18 protein-coding genes are annotated in these 21,879 nt (G+C 38.7%); 14 read left to right on the top strand and 4 right to left on the bottom strand.

Annotation, left to right across the window (positions count from 1 at the left end):
• Nucleotides 1–61 precede the first annotated feature (61 nt).
• Nucleotides 62–2,290 carry a phosphocholine-specific phospholipase C gene (locus WFN33_RS05610; RefSeq protein WP_336951992.1) on the bottom strand — a complete coding sequence of 743 codons (2,229 nt, stop codon included), beginning with the start codon at nt 2,288–2,290 and terminating at the stop codon, nt 62–64.
• Between the two features lie 666 nt (nt 2,291–2,956).
• On the opposite strand from WFN33_RS05610, the gene WFN33_RS05605 reads away from it, so the two are divergent.
• The 5 genes from WFN33_RS05605 to WFN33_RS05585 all read left to right on the top strand — a co-directional run bounded on the left by WFN33_RS05605 (nt 2,957) and on the right by WFN33_RS05585 (nt 6,598).
• On the top strand, nt 2,957–3,823 hold the full coding sequence (locus WFN33_RS05605; protein WP_336951991.1) for a metal-dependent hydrolase: 867 nt from the start codon (nt 2,957–2,959) through the stop codon (nt 3,821–3,823).
• A 25-nt stretch (nt 3,824–3,848) separates the two neighbouring features.
• Nucleotides 3,849–4,286, top strand: coding sequence for a PaaI family thioesterase (locus WFN33_RS05600; RefSeq protein WP_336951990.1), 438 nt, complete (start codon nt 3,849–3,851; stop codon nt 4,284–4,286).
• Nucleotides 4,287–4,456: 170 nt separating this feature from the next.
• Nucleotides 4,457–5,137, top strand: coding sequence for a glutathione S-transferase family protein (locus tag WFN33_RS05595; RefSeq protein ID WP_336951988.1), 681 nt, complete (start codon nt 4,457–4,459; stop codon nt 5,135–5,137).
• Complete coding sequence (locus WFN33_RS05590; RefSeq protein WP_336951987.1) at nt 5,134–5,907, top strand: SDR family NAD(P)-dependent oxidoreductase; 774 nt, start codon at nt 5,134–5,136, stop codon at nt 5,905–5,907. The genes WFN33_RS05595 and WFN33_RS05590 overlap by 4 nt, the downstream gene beginning before the upstream one ends.
• A 1-nt stretch (nt 5,908) precedes the next feature.
• Complete coding sequence (locus tag WFN33_RS05585; RefSeq protein WP_336951986.1) at nt 5,909–6,598, top strand: oxidoreductase; 690 nt, start codon at nt 5,909–5,911, stop codon at nt 6,596–6,598.
• 68 nt (nt 6,599–6,666) lie between these two features.
• Here the strand turns inward: WFN33_RS05585 and WFN33_RS05580 are convergent, their stop codons facing one another.
• Nucleotides 6,667–7,563: a LysR family transcriptional regulator gene (locus WFN33_RS05580; RefSeq protein WP_336951984.1), complete on the bottom strand. Its 897-nt coding sequence runs from the start codon at nt 7,561–7,563 to the stop codon at nt 6,667–6,669.
• Nucleotides 7,564–7,686: 123 nt separating this feature from the next.
• On the opposite strand from WFN33_RS05580, the gene WFN33_RS05575 reads away from it, so the two are divergent.
• The gene (locus tag WFN33_RS05575) at nt 7,687–8,439 is read left to right on the top strand and encodes an SDR family oxidoreductase (protein WP_336951982.1); all 753 of its coding nucleotides are present in this window, start codon (nt 7,687–7,689) and stop codon (nt 8,437–8,439) included.
• 124 nt (nt 8,440–8,563) lie between these two features.
• Here WFN33_RS05575 and WFN33_RS05570 read toward each other — a convergent pair whose 3' ends face one another.
• Both WFN33_RS05570 and dsdX read right to left on the bottom strand, forming a co-directional pair.
• On the bottom strand, nt 8,564–9,904 hold the full coding sequence (locus WFN33_RS05570; protein WP_336951980.1) for a D-serine ammonia-lyase: 1,341 nt from the start codon (nt 9,902–9,904) through the stop codon (nt 8,564–8,566).
• A 17-nt stretch (nt 9,905–9,921) separates the two neighbouring features.
• A complete protein-coding gene (gene dsdX, locus WFN33_RS05565; RefSeq protein ID WP_336951979.1) occupies nt 9,922–11,259 on the bottom strand; it encodes a D-serine transporter DsdX in 1,338 nt (445 codons plus the stop codon).
• 219 nt (nt 11,260–11,478) lie between these two features.
• On the opposite strand from dsdX, the gene dsdC reads away from it, so the two are divergent.
• The 8 genes from dsdC (at nt 11,479) to WFN33_RS05525 (ending at nt 21,803) form a co-directional block, all read left to right on the top strand.
• Nucleotides 11,479–12,408: a DNA-binding transcriptional regulator DsdC gene (dsdC, locus tag WFN33_RS05560; RefSeq protein ID WP_336951977.1), complete on the top strand. Its 930-nt coding sequence runs from the start codon at nt 11,479–11,481 to the stop codon at nt 12,406–12,408.
• A 607-nt stretch (nt 12,409–13,015) separates the two neighbouring features.
• The gene (locus WFN33_RS05555) at nt 13,016–15,286 is read left to right on the top strand and encodes a TonB-dependent hemoglobin/transferrin/lactoferrin family receptor (protein WP_336951975.1); all 2,271 of its coding nucleotides are present in this window, start codon (nt 13,016–13,018) and stop codon (nt 15,284–15,286) included.
• Between the two features lie 66 nt (nt 15,287–15,352).
• Entirely contained in the window at nt 15,353–16,159 is an 807-nt protein-coding gene (locus tag WFN33_RS05550; RefSeq protein ID WP_336951973.1) for a hypothetical protein, read from the top strand.
• Between the two features lie 270 nt (nt 16,160–16,429).
• Nucleotides 16,430–16,915 carry a sigma-70 family RNA polymerase sigma factor gene (locus WFN33_RS05545; RefSeq protein WP_004717675.1) on the top strand — a complete coding sequence of 162 codons (486 nt, stop codon included), beginning with the start codon at nt 16,430–16,432 and terminating at the stop codon, nt 16,913–16,915.
• 7 nt (nt 16,916–16,922) lie between these two features.
• Nucleotides 16,923–17,903, top strand: coding sequence for a FecR family protein (locus WFN33_RS05540; protein WP_336951971.1), 981 nt, complete (start codon nt 16,923–16,925; stop codon nt 17,901–17,903).
• Nucleotides 17,904–17,970: 67 nt separating this feature from the next.
• On the top strand, nt 17,971–18,555 hold the full coding sequence (locus tag WFN33_RS05535) for a biliverdin-producing heme oxygenase (RefSeq protein ID WP_336951969.1): 585 nt from the start codon (nt 17,971–17,973) through the stop codon (nt 18,553–18,555).
• Nucleotides 18,552–19,016, top strand: a complete 465-nt coding sequence (locus tag WFN33_RS05530; protein ID WP_336951967.1) for a YbaN family protein — start codon at nt 18,552–18,554, stop codon at nt 19,014–19,016. The genes WFN33_RS05535 and WFN33_RS05530 overlap by 4 nt, the downstream gene beginning before the upstream one ends.
• Before the next feature lie 78 nt (nt 19,017–19,094).
• Nucleotides 19,095–21,803: a TonB-dependent receptor gene (locus WFN33_RS05525; protein WP_336951965.1), complete on the top strand. Its 2,709-nt coding sequence runs from the start codon at nt 19,095–19,097 to the stop codon at nt 21,801–21,803.
• Nucleotides 21,804–21,879 lie beyond the last annotated feature (76 nt).

Genomic DNA, 21,879 nt, shown 5'->3' with positions numbered 1-21,879 from the left:
CTGTTAAATTTGATTCAGTGTTAACAATCTAAAAAATTGAATATTTACAACTGCTTAAATATTAAACCATCGCTGGATCACTGACAGAATCTGCTCCTGTTTCAACGCGTCCTGCAAAGCGTCGATAAAACTTAGTATCCTGAGTACAAGTTACGGCAAAATCATACCATTGCCATGTATCTTTCAGTTCCCAATGTCGTGTTGATGTTTGACCTGCTTTTACAGTGATTTTTAACGCTGCGTCACTACGATAGACGACTGGATTAATGACCAGTTCAACATCTTTTGTGCCCGTATTGGTCAGGTCTAAATAAACATTACCATTGGCAATATCATAACACACACGAATTTCAGGATTGATTTGCAGGGTTTGATTACGATTTAAATCACCTTTGAAATGGCGATGAAAACCATTCGGTCCCATTATCCAAAGATCATACAAACCTTGATTATCCTTTTTCACATTCCAAACATCATCCAGTGTTTTACCCGCTTCTACAATGTAACGACGTGGGACACGGCTGAGATTTAACTTGTCATAGACATGAAAAACTGCGCCTTGAGTCCCTGTATTTGAGAACAAGAGTTTAACTGTTCCATCATTTTGACAACGTGCACTGGTGTGTAATTCATAAGGCAATGCTTTAGACGGGCGAATACCACTGGCTTGAATTGGAAGTTGTAAATTGGTTGGAATCGGAACATTGGGCAGCTTTTGTTGAGCTGAACGAAGTTGATCTGCTTGCTCACGGGTTTGTTTACCTGTTAATTCTGGCAGAACATCTTCATTTGGGGTTTTAAAATTAAATGCTGAGGTTAAATCACCACAAATGGCACGACGATAAGGGCTGATATTCGTTTCTTTTACCCCAAAGCGTTGTTCTAAAAACATTAATACGGACGTATGATCAAACACTTGAGAGTTAACCACACCACCACGACTCCACGGTGAAATTACAAAGAGTGGTACTCGTGGGCCCGGTCCATAAACACCATTGTCTTTTTTAGGCTGGCTGTTGCTTCCTAGTGGCGCATCATGTAGATAATATTCATACTGCATATCAGCTTGGCTAAGTGTGGATTTACCTGCATACGTATTGTCTGCTTGTAAGGTCGGTGCTGATGGAGACGGAACATGGTCAAAATAACCATCATTTTCATCAAAATTGATCAAGAAAACGGTTTTACTCCAAACCTCTGGCACTGCTGTTAAAGCATCTAAGATTTCTTGAATAAACCAAGAACCTTGTACTGGGCTTGATGGACCTGGATGTTCACAATAGATGGATGGTGCATTGATCCAAGACACTTGGGGAAGTTTGCCTGTTTTGATATCATTTTTAAAAGCATCTAAAAACTCTTCGGGTTTATTGCCGGGCAGAGTGTTTGCGATACCTTTATACAGTGGATTTTTAGCATTATCGGTTGTGGCATCATAAGCTTTATAAGGTAACGGTTGCGCTGCTTTATTGTATGGACTATTCGGCGCACCACCACTTGAAACTGGGTAACCTGAGGCAATATTGGCTTTTTTAAAGGTACGGAATGCACCGAGCATGTTATCACCCCATTCATCCGGCATATTTTGATAGCAAATCCAGTTAACACCTGCCTCTTCTAAACGTTCAGCATAGGTTTTCCAAGTGTAGCCGACATCAACGTTTTTGGGATCACCATCAATCCAATCCCATTCATTATTCACAAACGCAGTACTGGTCGGTACTGCACCATTGGTGCCCGTTAAATGAAATGAACGATTGGCATCTGTACCCGTGTGCATTGAACAGTGATACGCATCGCAAATGGTAAAAGCATTGGCTAAAGCAAACTGATAAGGGATTTCCTGCTCTTTAAAATAACCCATTGCATAATCAGTTTTATGGGTGGGCCAGTTTGACATACGGCCGTTGTCCCATGCTTTTTGGCTATCCACCCAAGTATGATTTGTACCGGGTGCACGTTGTGCATTATTACTCGATCCATCTAAATGAAAAGGTGTTAATAAAGCACCATTACTTCGTTGTTGTTGCCATACAGTACGATCATTTTGCAAAGGAATGGTTAAGCGGTCGGCAAAACCACGAACGCCTTTTAGTGTACCAAAATAATGGTCAAATGAACGGTTTTCCTGCATCAGGATAACCACATGTTCGACATCCTGAATGGTTCCTGTTTTATTATTTGCAGGAATAGCCAATGCTTTTTGAATGCTGGCTGGAAATGTAGATAAGGCAGCAGCACCAAAACTTGTTTTAAGTGTATTTGCTAAAAATTGACGACGATTAATCACAATATTTCCCTTTGGTATTTTTATGTTTATGGTGCGCAACGCATTAATGGTTTTTTAGATCCATCAGGCTGTGTGGTGGTCTTATCATCATTTGAATCATTACAAGCTGTGAGTGCTAGTAAAATGGGGAAAATATAAATGTACGATAGCCATTGTTTTGATTTTCTTAACATGTGTTTCATCCATTATAAAGATGCCCACACATTAGACAGCGCTTGTGACAGCAAGGTGTCACCTTTATGACAAATCATTGACATGGCAATAGCGTTAGAAATCGAGACAGAAATCCAGATAGAAATAGAAAATAAAATTGGAAAAGCTTAATCGGTTTTGATGGAGAGGTTAGAGGGGAATGTTTAATTTTAATTTGAACTGTTGTTGAAATCTAGATATCAATTCAGTATTTTTATTTTAAGTGGTTAATTTTATTGTTTATATTTTATGGGGTGCGTAATCATGCATCTGGTCAAAAAGTGATGGATGAAAACAGTTTTTAAGTTTTTTTACTTAGATCGATTGTCTTTATAGGAACAGGTCTGTCATTTAAGGACAACCTGAAGCTTTAACGTATTCACATCATTGACAAGATCAACATGGATCATTATTTTAACTCATCAAGTTCTTTTTTAGAACTTGTTATTTTAAGATAAATTCTTGAGGTGAACCATGTCTATATCAGCGGTGAAAGAAAAATCAAAGCAAAAAACACCTGCATCATTTCCAGTACGTCGTATGGATTATGAATTTCAGGATATGCCCAAGTATTGGTGTAATGACGAACCAACCTTTACCCATTACTTCACAGGTTTATCGACGCTTTTTCCTGAAGGTGAGTCGTACTTTGTCCGTTCAGTGCGCGCTTTGCGTGAAAAAATTAAAAACAATCCACAATTAGATCGTGATATTGGTGCCTTTATTGGACAAGAAGCCATGCACTCTAAAGAACATCATGCTTTTCATGTTAGTGCACAACAATATGGTTTAGATCCTGAATCTTTAGAAAAAGTCACAGGAATCATATTAAAAGCGATTGAGCGCACTTTCCCTAAGAAATGGAATCTCTTGGTGACTGTGGGTCTAGAACATTACACCGCAGTTTTGGTGGTAGAAATGATGAAAAATGTCAATGAGTTAATGACCGATACTACCATTCGTAATTTATGGTTATGGCACAGTGTAGAAGAAACTGAACATAAGGCCGTGGCTTATGACATGTATGAATATTTATATGGCAAGGGCTTAGATGCCTACATTCCTCGCGTAGCGATTTTTACATTTAGTCTTGTGCTGATCACGCTATTTTCTAATGTATATCAAGTGGTGTTGATGTCGAGAGATAAACAATTATTAAACTTTAAGTCTTGGACTAAGTTTGCTGGGTTTACAGTGCAAGCCTATCGTAAGCTGGTACCGCAATTTTTCTCTTATTATCAGTTTGATTTTCATCCGAATGATACCGATGAATCTGAAATTGTTGCACAAACTAAAGTAAAAATTGGTTTATCCCCTGAACAATCAACATTTATTCAATAAATATTTATCAAAATAGGAAATAGTGATGAACCCACTCAATATGACGGGTCTGGAAATTATGCAAGCATTCCAAAAAGGACTGGTGCCAGCGCCTGGTATTGCAAAAACTATGGGAATGGAGGAAGTAGGAGACGTTGAATACGGTCGCATTGTATTTATCGCAATTGCGGATGAACGTCATGGCAATCCATTGGGTGGGGTACATGGTGGTTTTGCCGCAACTGTACTTGATTCGGCTACAGGTTGTGCCACCCATACAGTATTAGCTGCGGGTGAAGGTTATGGAACCACAGATCTGGCGATAAAAATGTGCCGGCCGATGCCGTTTAATAAAAAGCTGATTGCAGAAGGAAAAGTGATTAACGTGGGGAAAAATTTAGTTATATCTGAAGGTTATCTTCGAGATGAAGATGGAAAATTGTATGCACATGCCACAGCAACCAATATGATCATCCGTCGTTGAAAGACTCTGTTTCTGTATCATGGATTTGAACCAGAATTTTTGGATCATGGCTTTTAATTCAGGTTTTTTGATTTATCGCCTTTGAATCAGGTCTGTGATGTATTAAGCGTTGATCCTGTGATGTCGCTCTTCAAATGTCAATCGACCCAAAGTTAAGCTGAGAATATAAAATGAATCCAGTTGTATTACATCAATGGGAAATTTCACCGTTTTGCCAAAAAGTTGCCAGAATGTTGCAATTTAAAGGGATTGCTTATCGGACTGTGGATTATAACGGTGTACTGGGTGCAAAGGTGCCAATGCTCAGTAAAGCAGGCAAGGTTCCGGTACTAGATATTGATGGTCAACGTATTCAGGACAGTACACGTATTGCGCGTTATCTAGATGAGGCTTACCCAGCTTTACCACGGTTATATCCTATTGATCCCTTACAAAAGGCTTATGTTGAACTTTGGGAAGATTGGTCAGACGAGTTGTTATATTTCTATGAAATGCACTTTCGTGTGAATGATGCTGATGCCTTAGATTATGCGGTTGAAATGAGTGCAAAAGGTCGCCCCAAACATGAAATATATTTGTTGAAACCTTTGCTCAAAGCAACATTAAACCTGCAACTTAAAATGCAGGGTACAGGTCGCATGACCAAGCAGGATATTGAGGCAGAATTTCTTCGTCATTTAGAACGTATCGAATTGGTATTGGCTCAAACAGGATGGTTGGTTGGCGAGGTTAAAACACTGGCTGATATTGCGGTTGGTTCGCAGCTTTTAGAGATTGTCCGCACCAGTAAAATTTGGGGCGCTAAAATTAAAGCTTATCCTTCTATTGCTCAATGGTTAGACTTGCTATGAATACGCAGAATGCAACATCTCAAAATATAGCAACACTTCCATGTGTGGTTGTTATGGGCGTAGGGGCTGAACAAGGAATTGGAGCAGCAGTTTGTCGTCGTTTTGCTCAAGAAAAATTAAAAGTACATGTTGTGGGGCGTACTTTAGCGAAAGTGCAAGCCGTGGCTGATTCAATCAATGCGCAAGGTGGACACGCCGTAGCACATGCTTTGGATGCTGAAAATGAACAACAAGTGCAGACTTTTTTTGCGGAGAGGAATGCGCAAAAGGAGCATCTCGTCGCTGTTATTCACAATGTGGGGGGCAATATTCCCTCAATTTTTTTAAAGACCTCTCTTCAATTTTTTACTCAAATGTGGCGTTCTACTTTTTTATCGGCTTTTTTAGTGTCGCAACAAGCCTTAAAAATCTTTGAACAACAGCAATATGGCACGTTGATTTTTACTGGGGCAAGTGCATCTCTTCGTGGTAAACCTTTTTTTGCGGCATTTACTATGGGCAAATCCGCATTACGCACCTATGCACTGCATCTCGCCCAGATATATAAGCCTCAAAATATCCATGTTGCACATATTATTGTTGATGGCATGGTCAATGGTGATCGGGTCAATAAGGCGGTATTAGGTTTAGGACGCTTATTGAGACTAACACGAGGCACAGGTGGATTAAATATCGAAGCGATTGCTGAGAATTATTGGATGCTTTATCAACAAAATCGTGATTTATGGACCCATGAACTGGATTTACGTCCTTATCAGGAGAAATTCTAATATGTACAATTTAATTCCTCCATTGCTGAGAAAAAAATCCAAACTACAGGGCTGTATTGTTGTTATTGGCAATGAAACCCACTCGCTCAGCCAGCTTTTTGTGGATCAAGCACATAACAGGGCAATGCCTGTATATCAAGTTCAGCATGATCCTATGCAAACCAATCTAAAGATTGAGCAACAAGATTCAGGTCTAAAGCGGGTTCGTTTGAATCTGATCAATCCGACTGCTTTAAAAAACTTAGTGGGCTATATTCAACGCACAGGGCATTCAGTTAAACTGTGTATTTTCCAAGCTGATTTTTCAAAATCATTGTCGAATTCCGATGCTTCAGCCCAACAGATCGAACAACTTTGGCAAAACACTGGTTTGGCTGCGGTAAATATTTCCCAAGCGATCATTCGACAGATGCTGATTAAGTCACAAGGAACTTTGATCTTTCTAGGAACACAGCCCAACCTGATCGCTGAAAATAATGGCTTAACTCAGAGTATGTTTGCCAGTATTCGGGCATTGGCACAATCTTTGGCAAGAGAGTTTCATCCTAAAGGTATCCATATCACTTATTGTATGTTGGAAAGTTGGGATAGTCAGAATATTGCCTTGATGGATTCGGTTAAAAATATGTGTTGGCATCTTTATCACCAACCTGATTCAACTTGGAGTCAGGAATTGAGTGTTGGTGTATAAATGCTATGGGGATTAATGCGAGAGCGCGCTAGTTAATCATATCCATCCCAAGCAGCGTGATTCAAACTTCAAAGCAATCGATTATCCTGAAACAATCGTACAATCCATTCGATAAAAACTTTTTGTCGTGGTGAAACCAGTGTTTTTGATGGATAAAGTAAAGAAATAGGCAGGGATGGAACAGGATAGTCAGTTAAAATTTGACAAAGTGTGCCTTGTTCTAGCTCAGATAAATAACCATAACGTGGTGCTTGGATGATCCCAAAATGCTGTTTGGCTGCTGCTGCATAGGTATTTGCACCATTGACTTGAATCTTCAACGGCAACTCAAAAACCTGTGTTTTCTTGCCTGTCAGAAACTCAAGCGGCAGTGGCTTTTGTCGAGCAGATGAATAAAATCCGACCATAAAATGTGCTTGCAGATCTTCTAAGCGTTGTGGTGTGCCATATTTTTCTAAGTATTTTGGACTGGCTAAAGTCACTTGTTGAATATCGCCCAGATGCCTGACAATTAACTCACTGTTATTGAGCTGACCTATACGAATCACACAATCAATGCCTTCTTTTATCAGGTCTACATAACGGTCGCTTTCGGTGAGTTGCAACTGTATCTGTGGAAACTCTGTTAAAAAATCATCTAATTTTGGCAGAATAAAATACGCAGCAAAAATACCATGAACTGCGATTTTTAAAGGCCCTTGAGGTTTTGCATCAAGAAAATCATGATCAGACTCATTGATATAACCTAAGATATATTTGCAACGCTCATAATAAATATGGCCTTCATCTGTTGCTTTTACCTGACGAGTGGTACGCAACAATAAGCGCGTATTGAGTTGGAATTCTAATTGTTTAATTGCATCAGTCAGCGTTGAGCGTGGCAGGTTTAAGATCTGCGCAGCTTTGGTAAAACTTTGTTGTTCTACCACATTGACGAAAGCAGACATTGCATTGAGTTTATCCATACGCCATTCCAATTGTTCGATTTATTCGGATAAAGATGTCAGATTTAACTAGATTATCTGGTTTTATCTGAACAGTATCATAGACGCGATTAGAGGTATATTTTATTCCATGAGGTCATCACCATGCATACAACAGATCAAACACAGCAAGAAAAAGTGATTTTAATTACAGGCGCTTCTCGCGGAATTGGTGCATTTACTGCCAGCTTATTGGCACAGCAAGGCCATAAAATCATTATTAATTATGCCAGTAATGATAAAGAGGCAGAGCATGTTTTGAGTAGTATTCAAGCGTTAGGCGGAACAGCGAGTTTATTTAAAGCCAACATCAGCCATTCTAATGAAGTGATTGCATTATTTGATTATGCAATTCAAACCTATGGTCGATTGGACGTGCTGATCAACAATGCAGGGATTTTGAAATTAAGTAAGATTGAACAATTAGACGATGAAAGTATTGATCAAGTTTTAGCAATTAATATTAAAGGCCCTTTATATACCATGCGTGAAGCTGCTAAGCGACTGCAAAAGGGCGGTAAAATTATTAATTTATCCAGCAGTGTGGTGGGAATGAAGCTCGAAACTTATGGTGTTTATACTGCATCAAAAGCTGCTATTGAATCCTTAACAGCTATTTTAGCCAAAGAGTTAAGAGGAAAAAATATTACGGTAAACGCAATTGCACCTGGGCCTACGGCAACTGAACTTTTTCTTGAAGGCAAAAGTGATGCATTGATTGCTCAGTTAAGCAAAGCTGCACCTTTAGAGCGTTTAGGCACTGTAGAAGATATTGCCGCAGTGTTGGATTTCGCCGTAAATGAAGCGAGTAATTGGGTCAATGCCCAAGTCCTTCGAGTCAATGGTGGGATCGTTTAATTCCAGATGGAAAATCCTGACTCAAGTCTTTAATGGGGGGCGATAGAGGATAATCACTTTATTTATCTGCTATCGCCCCAGATTCTGATGAGATCAAGGTCTGTGAGAATCAAGGCTATACAAATTATTTTTTATAGGCTTTCGCTTGGGTTAAATATTTTTCCATTTCTTCATCTGGAACCATTCCTCCTCCAGTCCCCCAGACAATATGATTAGCATTTTCCAATTGCTGTTGGCTAAAGTGATGTAGCGCGGCATAGTCTTGATGTTGATTGGTCAAAATTGGTCCAAGCATACCCGCCAACGCAGAAGGTTCTAATTTAAGCTGTTCTGCATCATTGAGCATGCCCAAGAGTACATACATGGTTTCATCAGTTAATGTATAAAAACCGTCTAATAACCTTTGCATGGCTCGACCAACAAAGCCAGATGCTCGCCCAACAGCGAGGCCATCAGCAGCGGTGATATTGTCTATACCCAGATCTTGAACTGAAATTTCATCATGTAAACCTGTTGCAACACCGAGTAACATACAAGGTGAATGGGTCGGCTCGGCAAAAATACAATGTACATGATCACCAAAGGCCATTTTTAAGCCAAATGCAACGCCACCAGGGCCTCCGCCAACACCACAAGGTAAATAAACAAATAAAGGATGTTGTTGATCAACCAAAATATTTTTTTGTTCTAATTGTTGTTTTAAACGCTGCCCAGCAACTGCATAACCTAAGAATAAGGTTTGTGAGTTTTCATCATCGATAAAAAAGCAGTTTGGATTTTCTAATGCTGCCTTTCTGCCTTGTTCTACGGCAACACCATAATCTTCAGCATATTCAACTACTGTGACATTGTGCGCACGTAACTTATCTTTTTTCCATTGACGTGCATCTGCTGACATATGCACAGTCACATCAAAGCCTAATTTTGCACTCATGATACCAATAGAAAGGCCTAAATTTCCGGTAGAACCGACCGCAATACTGTATTGACTAAAAAACTGTTTAAACTCTGGACTATCCAGTTTTGCATAATCATCTTCAAGGTTTAAACGTTGTGCTTGAATCGCAAGCTTTTCAGCATGACAAAGTACCTCATAGATGCCACCACGGGCTTTAATTGAACCCGATATAGGAAGATGGCTGTCTTTTTTAAGCCATAATTGACCATGGATCGATTGTCCAAAATACTGTTCCAACTGTTGCTGCATTTGAGGAATCGCTGCCAGTTCGGACTCTATAATACCTTGAGATGCCGCTGTTTCTGGAAAGGCTTTCATCAAATAGGGTGCAAAGCGTGTCAAACGTGCACTGGCATCATCAATATCTTTTTGGTCCAACCCGACATAGGGCAGCCCTTCTACCAGTGAGGTAAAATTGGGATTAAACCACGCCACTTCTTTGAGTGCGATAAGGTCTTTAACAATCGGATATTGGGCAATCAGCTGATGAATCTGTTGAGCGTTCATAAAATACTCCTAAAGGCTTAAATAAAATGAGAAAGCAGGAAGGTGCAGCCCAATGCAGTGAGCGAGGCAAGGAAAGTTGCAGAGGTATAGTATTTAAAGGTTTCGTTTAATGTAGCACCACAGTATTGTTTGACTAACCAAAATAGAGAGTCGGTCACAATGGTAAAACCGATGGCACCTGAACCAATCGCAATCGCCATGATTTCAGGACTAATATCCGGATAGAGCGGTAACATTGGCGCAACGATTGCAGTTGCACCCATCATTGCAACAGTGGCAGAGCCTACAGCTGCATGTAAAATCAGCGCAACCAACCAAGCAAGTAAAATTGGATGCATATGCAAGTGGGAAAGCGTGACAGCCATTGAGTCAGCTAAACCACTGGCTTTTAAAATACTGTTAAATGCACCACCAGCCCCAATGATGAATAAGATGTTGGCAATTGAAGAAAATGAGTCTTCTGTGGCTTTTAATAAGCTTCCCATCTGCATATTACGGCGTAGACCAAGGGTGTAGTAAGCAACAAATACCGCAATAAACATGGCGGTGATCGGATTGCCGATAAAGCCTAAAATGTGTGAAAGCTGAGTGGATGTATGGGGATTTAATTCAGCCACTGTTTTGATTAACATTAATCCGATTGGAAGAAATACTGTAAATAAGGTGATTTTTAAAGAAGGTAAGTTGTGTTCTTCTTTTAAGGTAAGCTTTGAAAATTCGACAGGCACTGCTTTAAACGGTAAACGTTGACCAACCAATTTTAAAAACAGTGGGCCACCAACCAGTGCTGCGGCTAAACCCACCATTAAGCCAAAAATAATCACGGTACCGACATCAGCCCCTAGTTTATTGGTGACATAAAGTGCGGCTGGGTGTGGCGGTACCACACAATGTACAGCCATTAATGCTGTGCATAATGGAATAGCCAATTTAAACAAAGAGGTTTTTGTATGCTGCGCTATAGAAAAAGCCAAGGGAATTAATAAAACCACACCAACTTCTACAAATAAAGTGATGCCACAAAATAGCCCAATCAACACCATGACCACATCATTAGATATCCAGTGACATCGCTGCAAAGACAGGGCGATACGTTCAGCAGCACCAGAGATTTCCATCATTTTGCCGAGAATAGTACCCAGTGCAATGACTGTGGCAAGGAAACCCAAGGTGCTTCCGATCCCATTTTCAATTGCATTGACCATATCCAGTAATGGCATTTTCATTGCTACACCGACAAAGAAACTTGCCAGAAGTAAAGCTAAAAAGGGATGCAGTTTAAATTTTAAAATAGTGAAAATAATTAACCCGATACTGGTTAATAATATACCGACATCCACGAAATTGGTTTCCATACCATATATCTCTGTGACAAAAGTTGTTCTTGGTCTATTGAAGTTAAACCAGAGAAATCCGTCAAACGATGATATTTGATCTACGGGTTAAAATAATTCACTTGAAAAATAAATCCTAAATAAATTTTGATTTTTAAATGATTTATACGTTATTTATATGGGCATAGGACAGCAAGAAGCATGTGATCAATCATTTTGTTTCAGCAAAAAGGAAAAGGCATGACCAACGCACATAAAAATCTAACCGGTTTTCAGCTCTCAAAACTGTATACATTTGAAGTTGCGGCAAGACATGAGTCTTTTGCACTCGCCGCTGAAGAACTGTCTTTAACCCCAAGTGCGGTAAGTCACCAAATTAATTTGTTAGAAAAAGAACTTAATATCAAACTGTTTTTACGTTTGCATCGTAAAGTAAAGTTAACCACTGAGGGACAGCGGATTTTAGCTGCTTTACAATTTTCATTAGACTCGTTAAACGTTGAAATTAAGGCACTGCAAAATCAGCAACTTGTCGGCTCACTCACGATTTATGCAAGACCATCGATTGCTCAGTGTTGGTTAGTGCCTCAATTGCCTGATTTCATTCAACGTTATCCATTGATCCAACTCTCAGTTTTAACGGGTAATGAGGATGTAAATTTTCAACGTAGCGGAATTGATATTGCGCTTTATTTTGACAATCAACCGTCTTTTCAGTTGAATTATCAGCATTTAATGGACGAATATATTATCCCCGTATGTAGTCCTGCATATGCTGAAAAATTTAACCTCCACGATCATCTAGACAACTTAAAAAACTGCACATTGCTGCATGACTGCCAAGCATGGAGTAACGGCACAGGCGCAGATGAATGGAACAGTTGGACGCAGCATTTTAATGTAAATATGGATCATTCTTCAGAGATGAGTTTTGACCGATCTGATCTGGCTTTAATTGCTGCTAAAAATCACTTGGGTATTACCATGGGACGTAAAAAACTCGTAGAAAAAGACTTAGAAAGTGGTGAACTGGTAATGCCATTTAAAAACATGTATTTAAAATGCGATCAGCATTACTATATTACATCATTGAAAAATAATGAATTACCTAAAGTTAAAGCATTTAGTGACTGGATAAAAGCACGAGCAAACTCAGAGATTGGATATTAATGAAAAAGCCTTGAATAAAAAATCACGAAATCAATTTTATACTAAAACCTAAAAATTAATATTTTTTGCTGTTAGAATTTTTATAATACTTGATTATTATGGTTAATATTTGAGTGTTTATATTTTAATAACGCCAATCAGAATAAAAAATAGACAAACCTAAATATAACGAGAAATTAAAGAGAAATAAAAAGGAAAGATGTAATAAGTTTTTATATTAACAATAGGATGATTGGGTGGAAAAGCTAAACTGAAAACGACATTGTAAAACTATAAACAACAACAAAATATACGAATTCTAAGGCAATAAGATCATCCAAAAATACAGATTCTCCCCTAAAATCATGTACAAATTTTGATAAAAGAGTTAATTTTTAATTATAAATATTTATTATTTTTCATTATCTTAATTATTTTTTTGATGCTTTAAAATACATCTGGCAGCACCGTTATTGTAAATGATATTGTTATTGATTATTATTCTCATTTGATAGATTGTATGTGTATATTTGTAATCCATGTTTTGACTCCCGATTTGAACATATTGGATGAGTCTAAATATACACATTTAATGATGATTAATATCATTTAATAAGGTTTCTCCCTCATGAATTTAAACCCTGTTGCGCTATATAATATAGCCAAGTCTGATACTGTGGTTTTAAAACCACGTTATTTGTCATTATGTTTGCTTGCGTTAATGACAGCAAGCATCACTACGGTAGGCTATGCAGAAGAGAATAATTCCGAAAAGCGTAAATTGGAAAAGAATGAGAATGCTTTGACGACGATTACGGTCTATGCCGAATATAAAAATGATGCGCCTGTTTCTCGAACTTCAATCAACCGAGAAAACATGGATAAGACGGGTGTAACCGATATGGCAGGTATTGTGAAATATTTGCCTTTGGTCAATGCGCCGTTTTCCGTTGGAGGGAGTGGAACATTTTTTGATGGTACTGGCACCAGTAGTTATAACATCCGTGGTATAGATGCAAATCGAATTGGCTTAGATGTAGATGGGGTAGATTTAGCCGAGGCAACAGTAAGTACTTATGTACCACCTAAAAGCATGAGCAAGCGCGGTGCTGGTCGGGATTATATTGAACCAGAGATGTTTACCAGTGTCGATATTGTTTCAGGAACAACTGATGTATCAACAGATGGTATTGGTGGTCGGGTTTCTTTTAAAAACAAATCACCAGAAGATTATTTAGTTGATGGCAAAACAGTCGCTGGAACATTAAAAGCAGGTTATAGCTCTGCGGACAGCGCATGGTTAAGTTCTGTGACAGGCGCTGTCGGCAATGATAATCTCAAAGCACTTGTGGCTTATGCGCATCGTGAGGGAAGTGAAACCAAACCAAATTCAAAAACGGCAGCTTTTCCAGCAGATTGGACCTCGGATGCAGTGCTTACCCGATTATTGTGGAATGTATCTGACCAACACCAACTAAATTTTACTGCGGATTATTATAAGAAAAAGTCTGACACAGATAATATTGCAGCCGATTTATTCTCTAATTTTAAGAGCGATGCAAAACAACACCAAGAAATAGATCGAACACAATTGAGTATTGATTATATTTATAGACCGAATGACTTTGTGCTCTTTGATACATTAAACAGTAAAATATGGTATCAGGAATCGAACAATGATACTGATACTTCGTTTATGAATAGTGCGACAGTTGCACGTGATTTTTCAACCACTTATAAAGAGAAAAATACTGGTATAAAAATTGAAGCAAGCAAAGAATTTACAAACCAAAAGCTTAAATATGGCATTACAGCAGACAAGAAAGATTACGCAAGTACTAAATTAGATCTTCGTAATGGCGTTCCAATTACAAGCATATATCAAGGTAGTTATTTATTAAATTCTGAATTAAAACGTTACTCTGCTTATGTTGCTGATGATATCCGATTGGATGTATTGGGACGAGATTTAACTCTAACTCCAGCGGTTCGTTTTGAACGTCAGGAGTTTAGACCTGAAATTACCTCTTATAGTGATATACAAGCCAAAGACTATAATTATGTTTCGCCAAGTTTTTCTGCAAGTTATCAGTTTACTCCAGATAATTATAGCTATTTAAAATATTCAAGAGGTAATCGTATTCCATCGCCAACTGAAATTGGCGGGATTTATCAAACAATGTTAGCTAATCCTGCTTATATTGTGGTGGGTAATTCGAACTTAAAAAAAGAAACCAGTGATGCTTTCGAAGTGGGTTTAAGAAACACCTCAATTGAAGGGATTAAATTTGATTTGACAGGTTTCTACAGCAAATATAAAGATTTTATCGACTACTTTAACTATGGCAATACGCCTCAATATCCTTTTGGCTATTATCGCGCAGAAAACTTAGCTAATGCACAGATCTGGGGTGGAGAGCTTTCAACACGAATTGACTTAGGTCAGTTTATTCAAAACTCAGATGGCTATAGTCTTGCACTTGTTGCAGGTAAAACCAAAGGCTCGGCAAAAAATAAAAATGGCGGAAAAAGTGGTGTAAATTCTGTTCAGCCAGAAAAAGGCAGCTTTACCTTTGCTTATGATGATCCAAATAAAGTCTTTGGCTTAGGCATGACCGCAACTGCTGTTGGTGGAAGGATGGCAACGCGAGATGTCAGTTCTTATCAGGATGATATCAAATATCAGAATGTGGCAGGTTATACCGTATTTGACTTATCCGCATATTGGAATGTGACCAAGTTTACCAAGCTGAACGTAGCATTGAATAACATCTTTGATAAGACCTATTGGGATTATGCTGCTGTGGGAACAATTACAGGAGCGAATCAGGCTAGTGTAATCGATCGTGCTGCTGAACCAGGACGTAATGTTGTGGCAAGTATTGAATTTAAATATTGATTTTTTAAATAGCACAATGGAAAGAATTTTTTAATTCAACAAATATTCACCTACAAGGAAACGAACATGAAAAAATTGGCGCTATGGATGACCAGTTTAACTGCAATGGCAACTGCTGGTTCAGCGATTGCTGAAACAGTAGATCAACCCAATGCTTATCAACAGGCATATGCATTGTATGTGCTTTACCATCCTAATAATAAAGAGCAGAACAGTAGCACCTTAATTAAACAATATACTCAGGACTATGCCGAATTGTTTAAGGCGAATAAAAAAGTCAATCAAGTGCAGTTTGTTCAATACGAGCAAGCTCGTTTAGAGCCATTACTTAAACAGCGCCGTGAAATGTCAGAAAAACAGGCGCATGTACGTTATGGTATTCTCGATAATAATAAAGACCAGAAACTGACTTTAAAGGAATTTCAGGAGACAGGTTTAAAAACCTTTAATGAGTTTGATAAAAACTTGGATGGTTTAGTAAATGCAGAAGATGCCAAATTAGCGGGCAATAGTAATGCAACACATGATGGATTCCGTGTGAAACTACCAATTTCAATGCCAATGCCTAGCAACATCAACGAATTTATTAGTCAATATGGTCAAGGGAAAAACTATGTAACGCTTGGAGATTATCTAACAGCGCGTGACAAACAATATTTTGCAACCGATGCGAATGGTGATCATATTGTCACTGAAAAGGAATATGTGGATGAGTTTATGCAACGTTTTGATGCCAATATTGCAACAGGTAAAGTCAAAATGCAGGAAACGGCAGCACAACAATTTCAAGTGATTGGTAAAGGTAAAACAACAATTCAAGCCAGTGATATTCAAAAATTTGCTAAAAATATAGATCAAGCGATTAGCAAATAAATTATAGTCAATACCTAATAAACAGTTTCTCGGTCATCTTGAGGATGATCGAGAAATTTTTTTATTTAAAAGTGATAAGTTTTTGATAAAATTATAATAATTTTGAATTAAATGTTCTTTTAGAATTACCATATGTCCCATTTGAGTATGTTGCGTAGTCTTATAAATGAGTTGGATAAATTAAAAAATTCAATTAAAAGGGCAAACTGAGCTCTCATTTTCTTTATTTTTTTGCTAAGATATTGCTAATAATTCTCATTCTCTTTAAACATGTCTGATCCTATTAGCACGCTATATCGTCATCACCATTCTTGGTTATATCAATGGTTAAAACGTCGCCTCAACCATAGTGAAGATGCCGCTGATTTAGCCCATGATACTTTTCTGCGTATCTTAAAGCGTAAAGATGAATTGTATTTTGATCAGCCGCGTGCAATTTTGACCACTGTTGCCAAGGGAATCTTGATTAATTGGTATCAACGTAAATCGATTGAAAAAGCCTATTTAGAGGCGCTTTCAAGCAGACCTGAATATGATGAAATTACACCTGAGCAAAAAATATCGGCAATTGAATCTTTATGTTTGATTAATCAATTACTCAATCAATTGCCTGAGCGCCAGCAACAGGTCTTTATTTGGTCACAATTAGAAGGGCTGACTCAACAGGAAATTGCAACACGCTTAAATATTTCTACCCGAACCGTGATGCGTGATCTGGTTTCAGTACTGAGTCAATGTTTAGCTGTTATGGATTAATGCCTGCATGTTGCATGATCAAATTTATCAAGAAACAGCGCAATGGATCATTAAAATCCAACACGCACCATTGAATGAAACTGAACAGCTTGAATTTGAACAATGGAAACAGCAAAGTTCCCAACACCAAGCTGCATGGTCTAAAGCCGAACGCTTATTGTATAGCCTTGAGGAATTTCCCAAAGATGGGCAGCAGCTGATTCAGCAAGGCAAGAAAAATGCCCAATTTAATTTAAACAAACAACTGGTGCTTGCCTGTTTACTCTGTTTTGGCAGTGTCATGCTATGGAACTCGGATTATCGCTATATATGGTTATCGGATTATCGTACTGCGGTGGGTCAGCAGAAACAGGTTGAGCTGGAAGATGGGACACAACTTCAATTAAATACTCATACGGCTTTGGACGTGCGTTATACAGCGCAACAACGTATTGTAAAATTACATTATGGCGAAATACAAATACGTACGGGCAAAGAAAAAAATCATGCTTATCGCCCATTCTTGGTCGAAACTGAATCGGCAAATCTGCAAGCGCTTGGCACTGTATTTAATGTTCAGTATTTCAACAACAGTGAAAAGCAAACCTGTCTAGGCGTCATAGAAAGCGCAGTGAAAGTCAGTTTGAACCAGTCCAAACACACTAAAATTGTCCATGCTGGTGAGCAGCTATGCTTTGATGATCGCAATTTTAAAGCATTACAAAGTTTAGATCCGAATATATTGGCATGGAAAAACCACATGGTCATGGCTTTTGAAATGCCGTTGGAAAAATTGCTTCAAGAGATTGGGCGCTATCAACACCAATATATAGATATTGCCCCTCAATTGAAGTCGTTAAAAGTTTCAGGTTCATATCCAGTCAATGACTTTGGCACCTTACAAACAGCATTGCAATTCAGCTATCCAATCAAAGTAGAACGTTATTTCGGGGATCGTGTGTTGAGTATTCAGCCTAAAGCTGAAAATCAGAAAAGTAAAAATAATTAAGAAATGATGTCAGTTTTTACAGACAAGGCGGGTAATACAGTTAAACCAAACAAACTGGAGAAAATTGATGAGCACCTCATTCACACTCAACCGCCTTGCATCTCGTTTAAAAACAGAGACAGCCAGTCAACATGAATATATGCATCAATTAATGGAAAAAGCCCAAGTATTTAAAGACGTCGCACATTATGCAAAATTTACTTTGTCACAGTATTATTTTCAAAAAAATGTCGAATATTTATTTCAACATCCCAAGGTTGCAGCCTTGATTTCTGATTTAGATATTCGTGGACGTTCGCAAGCAGCTTACTTAGACCTACAAGACCTTCAGATCGAACCAGAATCGCTGGCCTTGGTTACTGAAACGATCGGCTTTCCTGAAGCGCTGGGTTGGATCTATGTGTCTGAAGGTTCTACGCTGGGTGCAGCATTCTTATTTAAACAAGCGCAACAAAGTTTGGGGTTTTCCGCAGATTTTGCTGCAAGAAATTTAGCTGCCTATCCAGAAGGGCGGGCCAACGTCTGGAAACACTTTATTGAGGAACTTGATCAGGCTGACTTTACTCAAGACGAGCAAGATCGTGTCATTTACGCTGCTCAACAAGCCTTTGATTATTTTGGCGCATTATTAAAAGACATTCATTCAACATGAAGAAAGCGTCTTCTGTCAGCAATCACACCCAAGGCAAAGACTTAACGCTGTTAGCGTCTTTGCCAGTAACGCCATCCGCAAATTTACATTCATCCTCAGTGGTGCGTGTGATCTGCATCATCTTGGCAATTTTATGTCTTGTTCTCGCTGTGGTGGGCATTGTATTGCCGGGGATCCCAACTTTTGATTTCCTCTTTTTAGCAACGATTTTTGCCTCAAAAGGTTCAGCACGCTTGCATTGTTGGTTACATCAAAATCGTTATATTGCAATGTTGCTCGCACAGTATCGTGGCGGTTTTAAACAGATTTCGCGTTCACGTAAATGGATGATGACATTGAGTATTTTATTCGGTACGACCATGTTAATGGTGTCCTCACTGCATTTGCACTTGAAACTTAGCCTGCTGGTCATTTTGCTGATTGGGTTGATCGGGATTTGGACCAGACCAGAAAAAATATAAATTTTCATGTCATGTTTTAACAATTCACTGGGTAATGATTATTGAAAATGAAAATCATTCACAAGTGTGGGCGTTCCTATGAAGTTTAAAAAACAAACTCTAGCCATGTTAATACAGTGCTTTTGTATCAGTGGTGTTTATGCACAAATGACTCCAAATGTTTCAATGGCAGCGAAAAAAGCGCCAGAAAAATATTATCAAATTTCAGAGAATCAGTTGGGCTATGTGTTATCAAGTTTTGCAGCACAGTCGGGTATTGCCTTAAGTTATGATGCAAATATTTTAAAAGGGCTAAAAAGTAAAGGAATTACCGGGCATTATAGTGTAAAGCAAGGCTTCGATTACTTGCTTGCAGATCACCCTTATCGGGTAGAGCAGCAAGGTTCGACTTATGTCTTAATTGCTAAATCTGGCTCAGTTAAACCGAATACAGAGAAAAACACTGCGATTGCAAATACAAGCACTCCGTTAAATAACCCTTCGCTTTTCAATAATACGGACAGTGATGTTGTTACGCTTCCTCAGATTAAAGTCAATGCTGTACAACAAAAACAAAAGGTCAATACAACACAGCTGAATCGTGAACACATTAGCCGATTTAGAGGCACGGGGAATGGCGATGTGTTTTCTGATATCGCTGGCGTGCAAGTCAATAGCCTACGTAACGAAGCGGGTGCAATTGATATTGGTATCCGTGGAGTACAAGGTGAGGGACGTGTCCCTGTAATTATTGATGGTAGCCTACAATCCAGTCATACCTTTCGAGGCTATCAAGGAGAGAGTGACCGAACTTATATCGATATGGATTTGATTAGTCAGATTGAAGTCGAAAAAGGCGCATCGCGAGCGAAATTTAGTGTGGGCGGTATTGGCGGAATCGTGAAAATGCGTACACTCAGTGCAAACGATATTTTGCTGCCTAATCGTCAATCAGGTGTCATGCTAAAAGGCAGTTTTTATAACAATAACAAAGCACCACAGACCTCAGATAATGAGCGTGAGCAGATGTCTTATCTGCTTCGTAATAAACTGTCCTCGAATAATTTTCAAAATGGCGCTGGCACAATCGCTGCTGCTTATCGGAATGATGTATTCGATCTGGTGGCTGCTTATAGTAAACGGGAAGTCGGTAATTACTATGCTGGAAAACATGGCATTGATTATTATGAAGCGCGAGATATTGTTGATGTTGGACCCGGTCAAGAGGTGGTAAACACCAGTTATAAAAGTGATTCAGGCATCATCAAAGCGGGTATGAATATTACAGACGAACATCGTGTTGAAGTGAATATGCGCCGCCATATGCAAAAAGCGGGTGAGGTCATGGCTTTTTATTGGAATAGATCGCAAGTGATTGATCCCAACTCTCCACCTTGGGGATACATCGATGGTGATTATGTTCTACCCAAATATATAGAGGGCGCATATACCATGCCACAATGGTCCCTTGGAACCGCAGCGATTAATGCATTCAGTGCCAACTATACCTATAAGCCCAAGAATAATCAGTGGTTTGATTTAGAGTTAGGGGTTTGGCATACCAATGCCAAATATCGCCAGCACAATGGTATGCTTGGTATTGCGAATTCACAGTATGGTGATCAATATTGGGGGAGTTTTCAGGACTACCGTAGCGGGATTAATTTAGAAAATACCAGTAAAATTGATGCTTTAACCTTGAATTATGGTCTGACATATGATGAGCAACGGATGAAGCCACAAAATCTTATTGATAATGAAATCGCACGTGATGGATTACGTCAGGAATCCTCTCTATTTCTCAATGGCGATTATCTCTTTAAAGATTTTACTTTGAGTTTAGGCAGCAAATGGCATAAGGCAAAAATTAAGGATTATGGAGACCAGTATGTCGCAATGAGACCGGTCGCCAATTCAGATTTAAATGACAAAGGCTATGCGCTTCGAGACTATGACGGAAAGATCGACTGGATGGCGCAGCTGAATTATCAGTTGCTGAATGGTATTGATGTCTATGCAAAACTTTCCAATATGTACCGCAGTCCAAGTTTGTTTGAATCGACAGTTTCCAAACAAACCTTTAGTTATGATCCAGATTTGCCGATTAAATCAGAGAATTCTCGTCTTGTTGAGTTTGGCTTTATTGGGCACAACGATAACGTTTTCACTGAAGCAGATCAGTTAAAATTCAATATCAATTATTTCCGTAATCAAACCCAAAATTTCCTGACCCAAGGAGTACAACGTAAAGATATTGTTAATGAGATTACGCCTGATTTTATTTTGCCTTATACCACCTCCTATACTTTCCTAAATTATGAGCAAGTTGTATTGAAAGGTTTAGAGTTTAGTCTTGCTTACCATCATCCAAGTTTCTTTGTAAACATGAATGGAACTTTATATCAAGCACCGAAAGTATGCCCAGCGACGAAAGATGATTGTAATGAGGTCGGTGATTCTTGGAGTTTGATTTCAACACGCTTGCCACCACGTAAACTTTTTAATATGAGCTTAGGCAAGAGTTTGTTTGAAAATAAACTTAATGTGGGGGTACGTGCTAGATATCATTCTGAAAAGAAAAATCCTAAAGGTTGGTTACAGGGTACAGGGGTGAGTGGGCGTGCGGTGACCGAAATTTCTTCGGAAACCTTAGTTGATATTTTTGCGAGCTATAAACTGAATCCAAATCTAAATCTCTCGTTTAATGTTGATAACTTAACCAATCGTTATAACTTTGATCCTGGTACAGTGATTGGTATGCCGATTCCCGGCCGTACCATCAAAGCAGGGTTCGAAATGAGATTCTAGAATCATAAAACAATCAAATCGGCAAAACTCAACTGTAAAAATATGAGTGAACCATGTCGTTAAAAATCAGTAGCTC

The sequence above is a fragment of the Acinetobacter sp. AS167 genome (assembly GCF_037152175.1).
Lineage (GTDB): Bacteria > Pseudomonadota > Gammaproteobacteria > Pseudomonadales > Moraxellaceae > Acinetobacter.
This window is presented reverse-complemented; position numbering and strand designations above follow the sequence as displayed.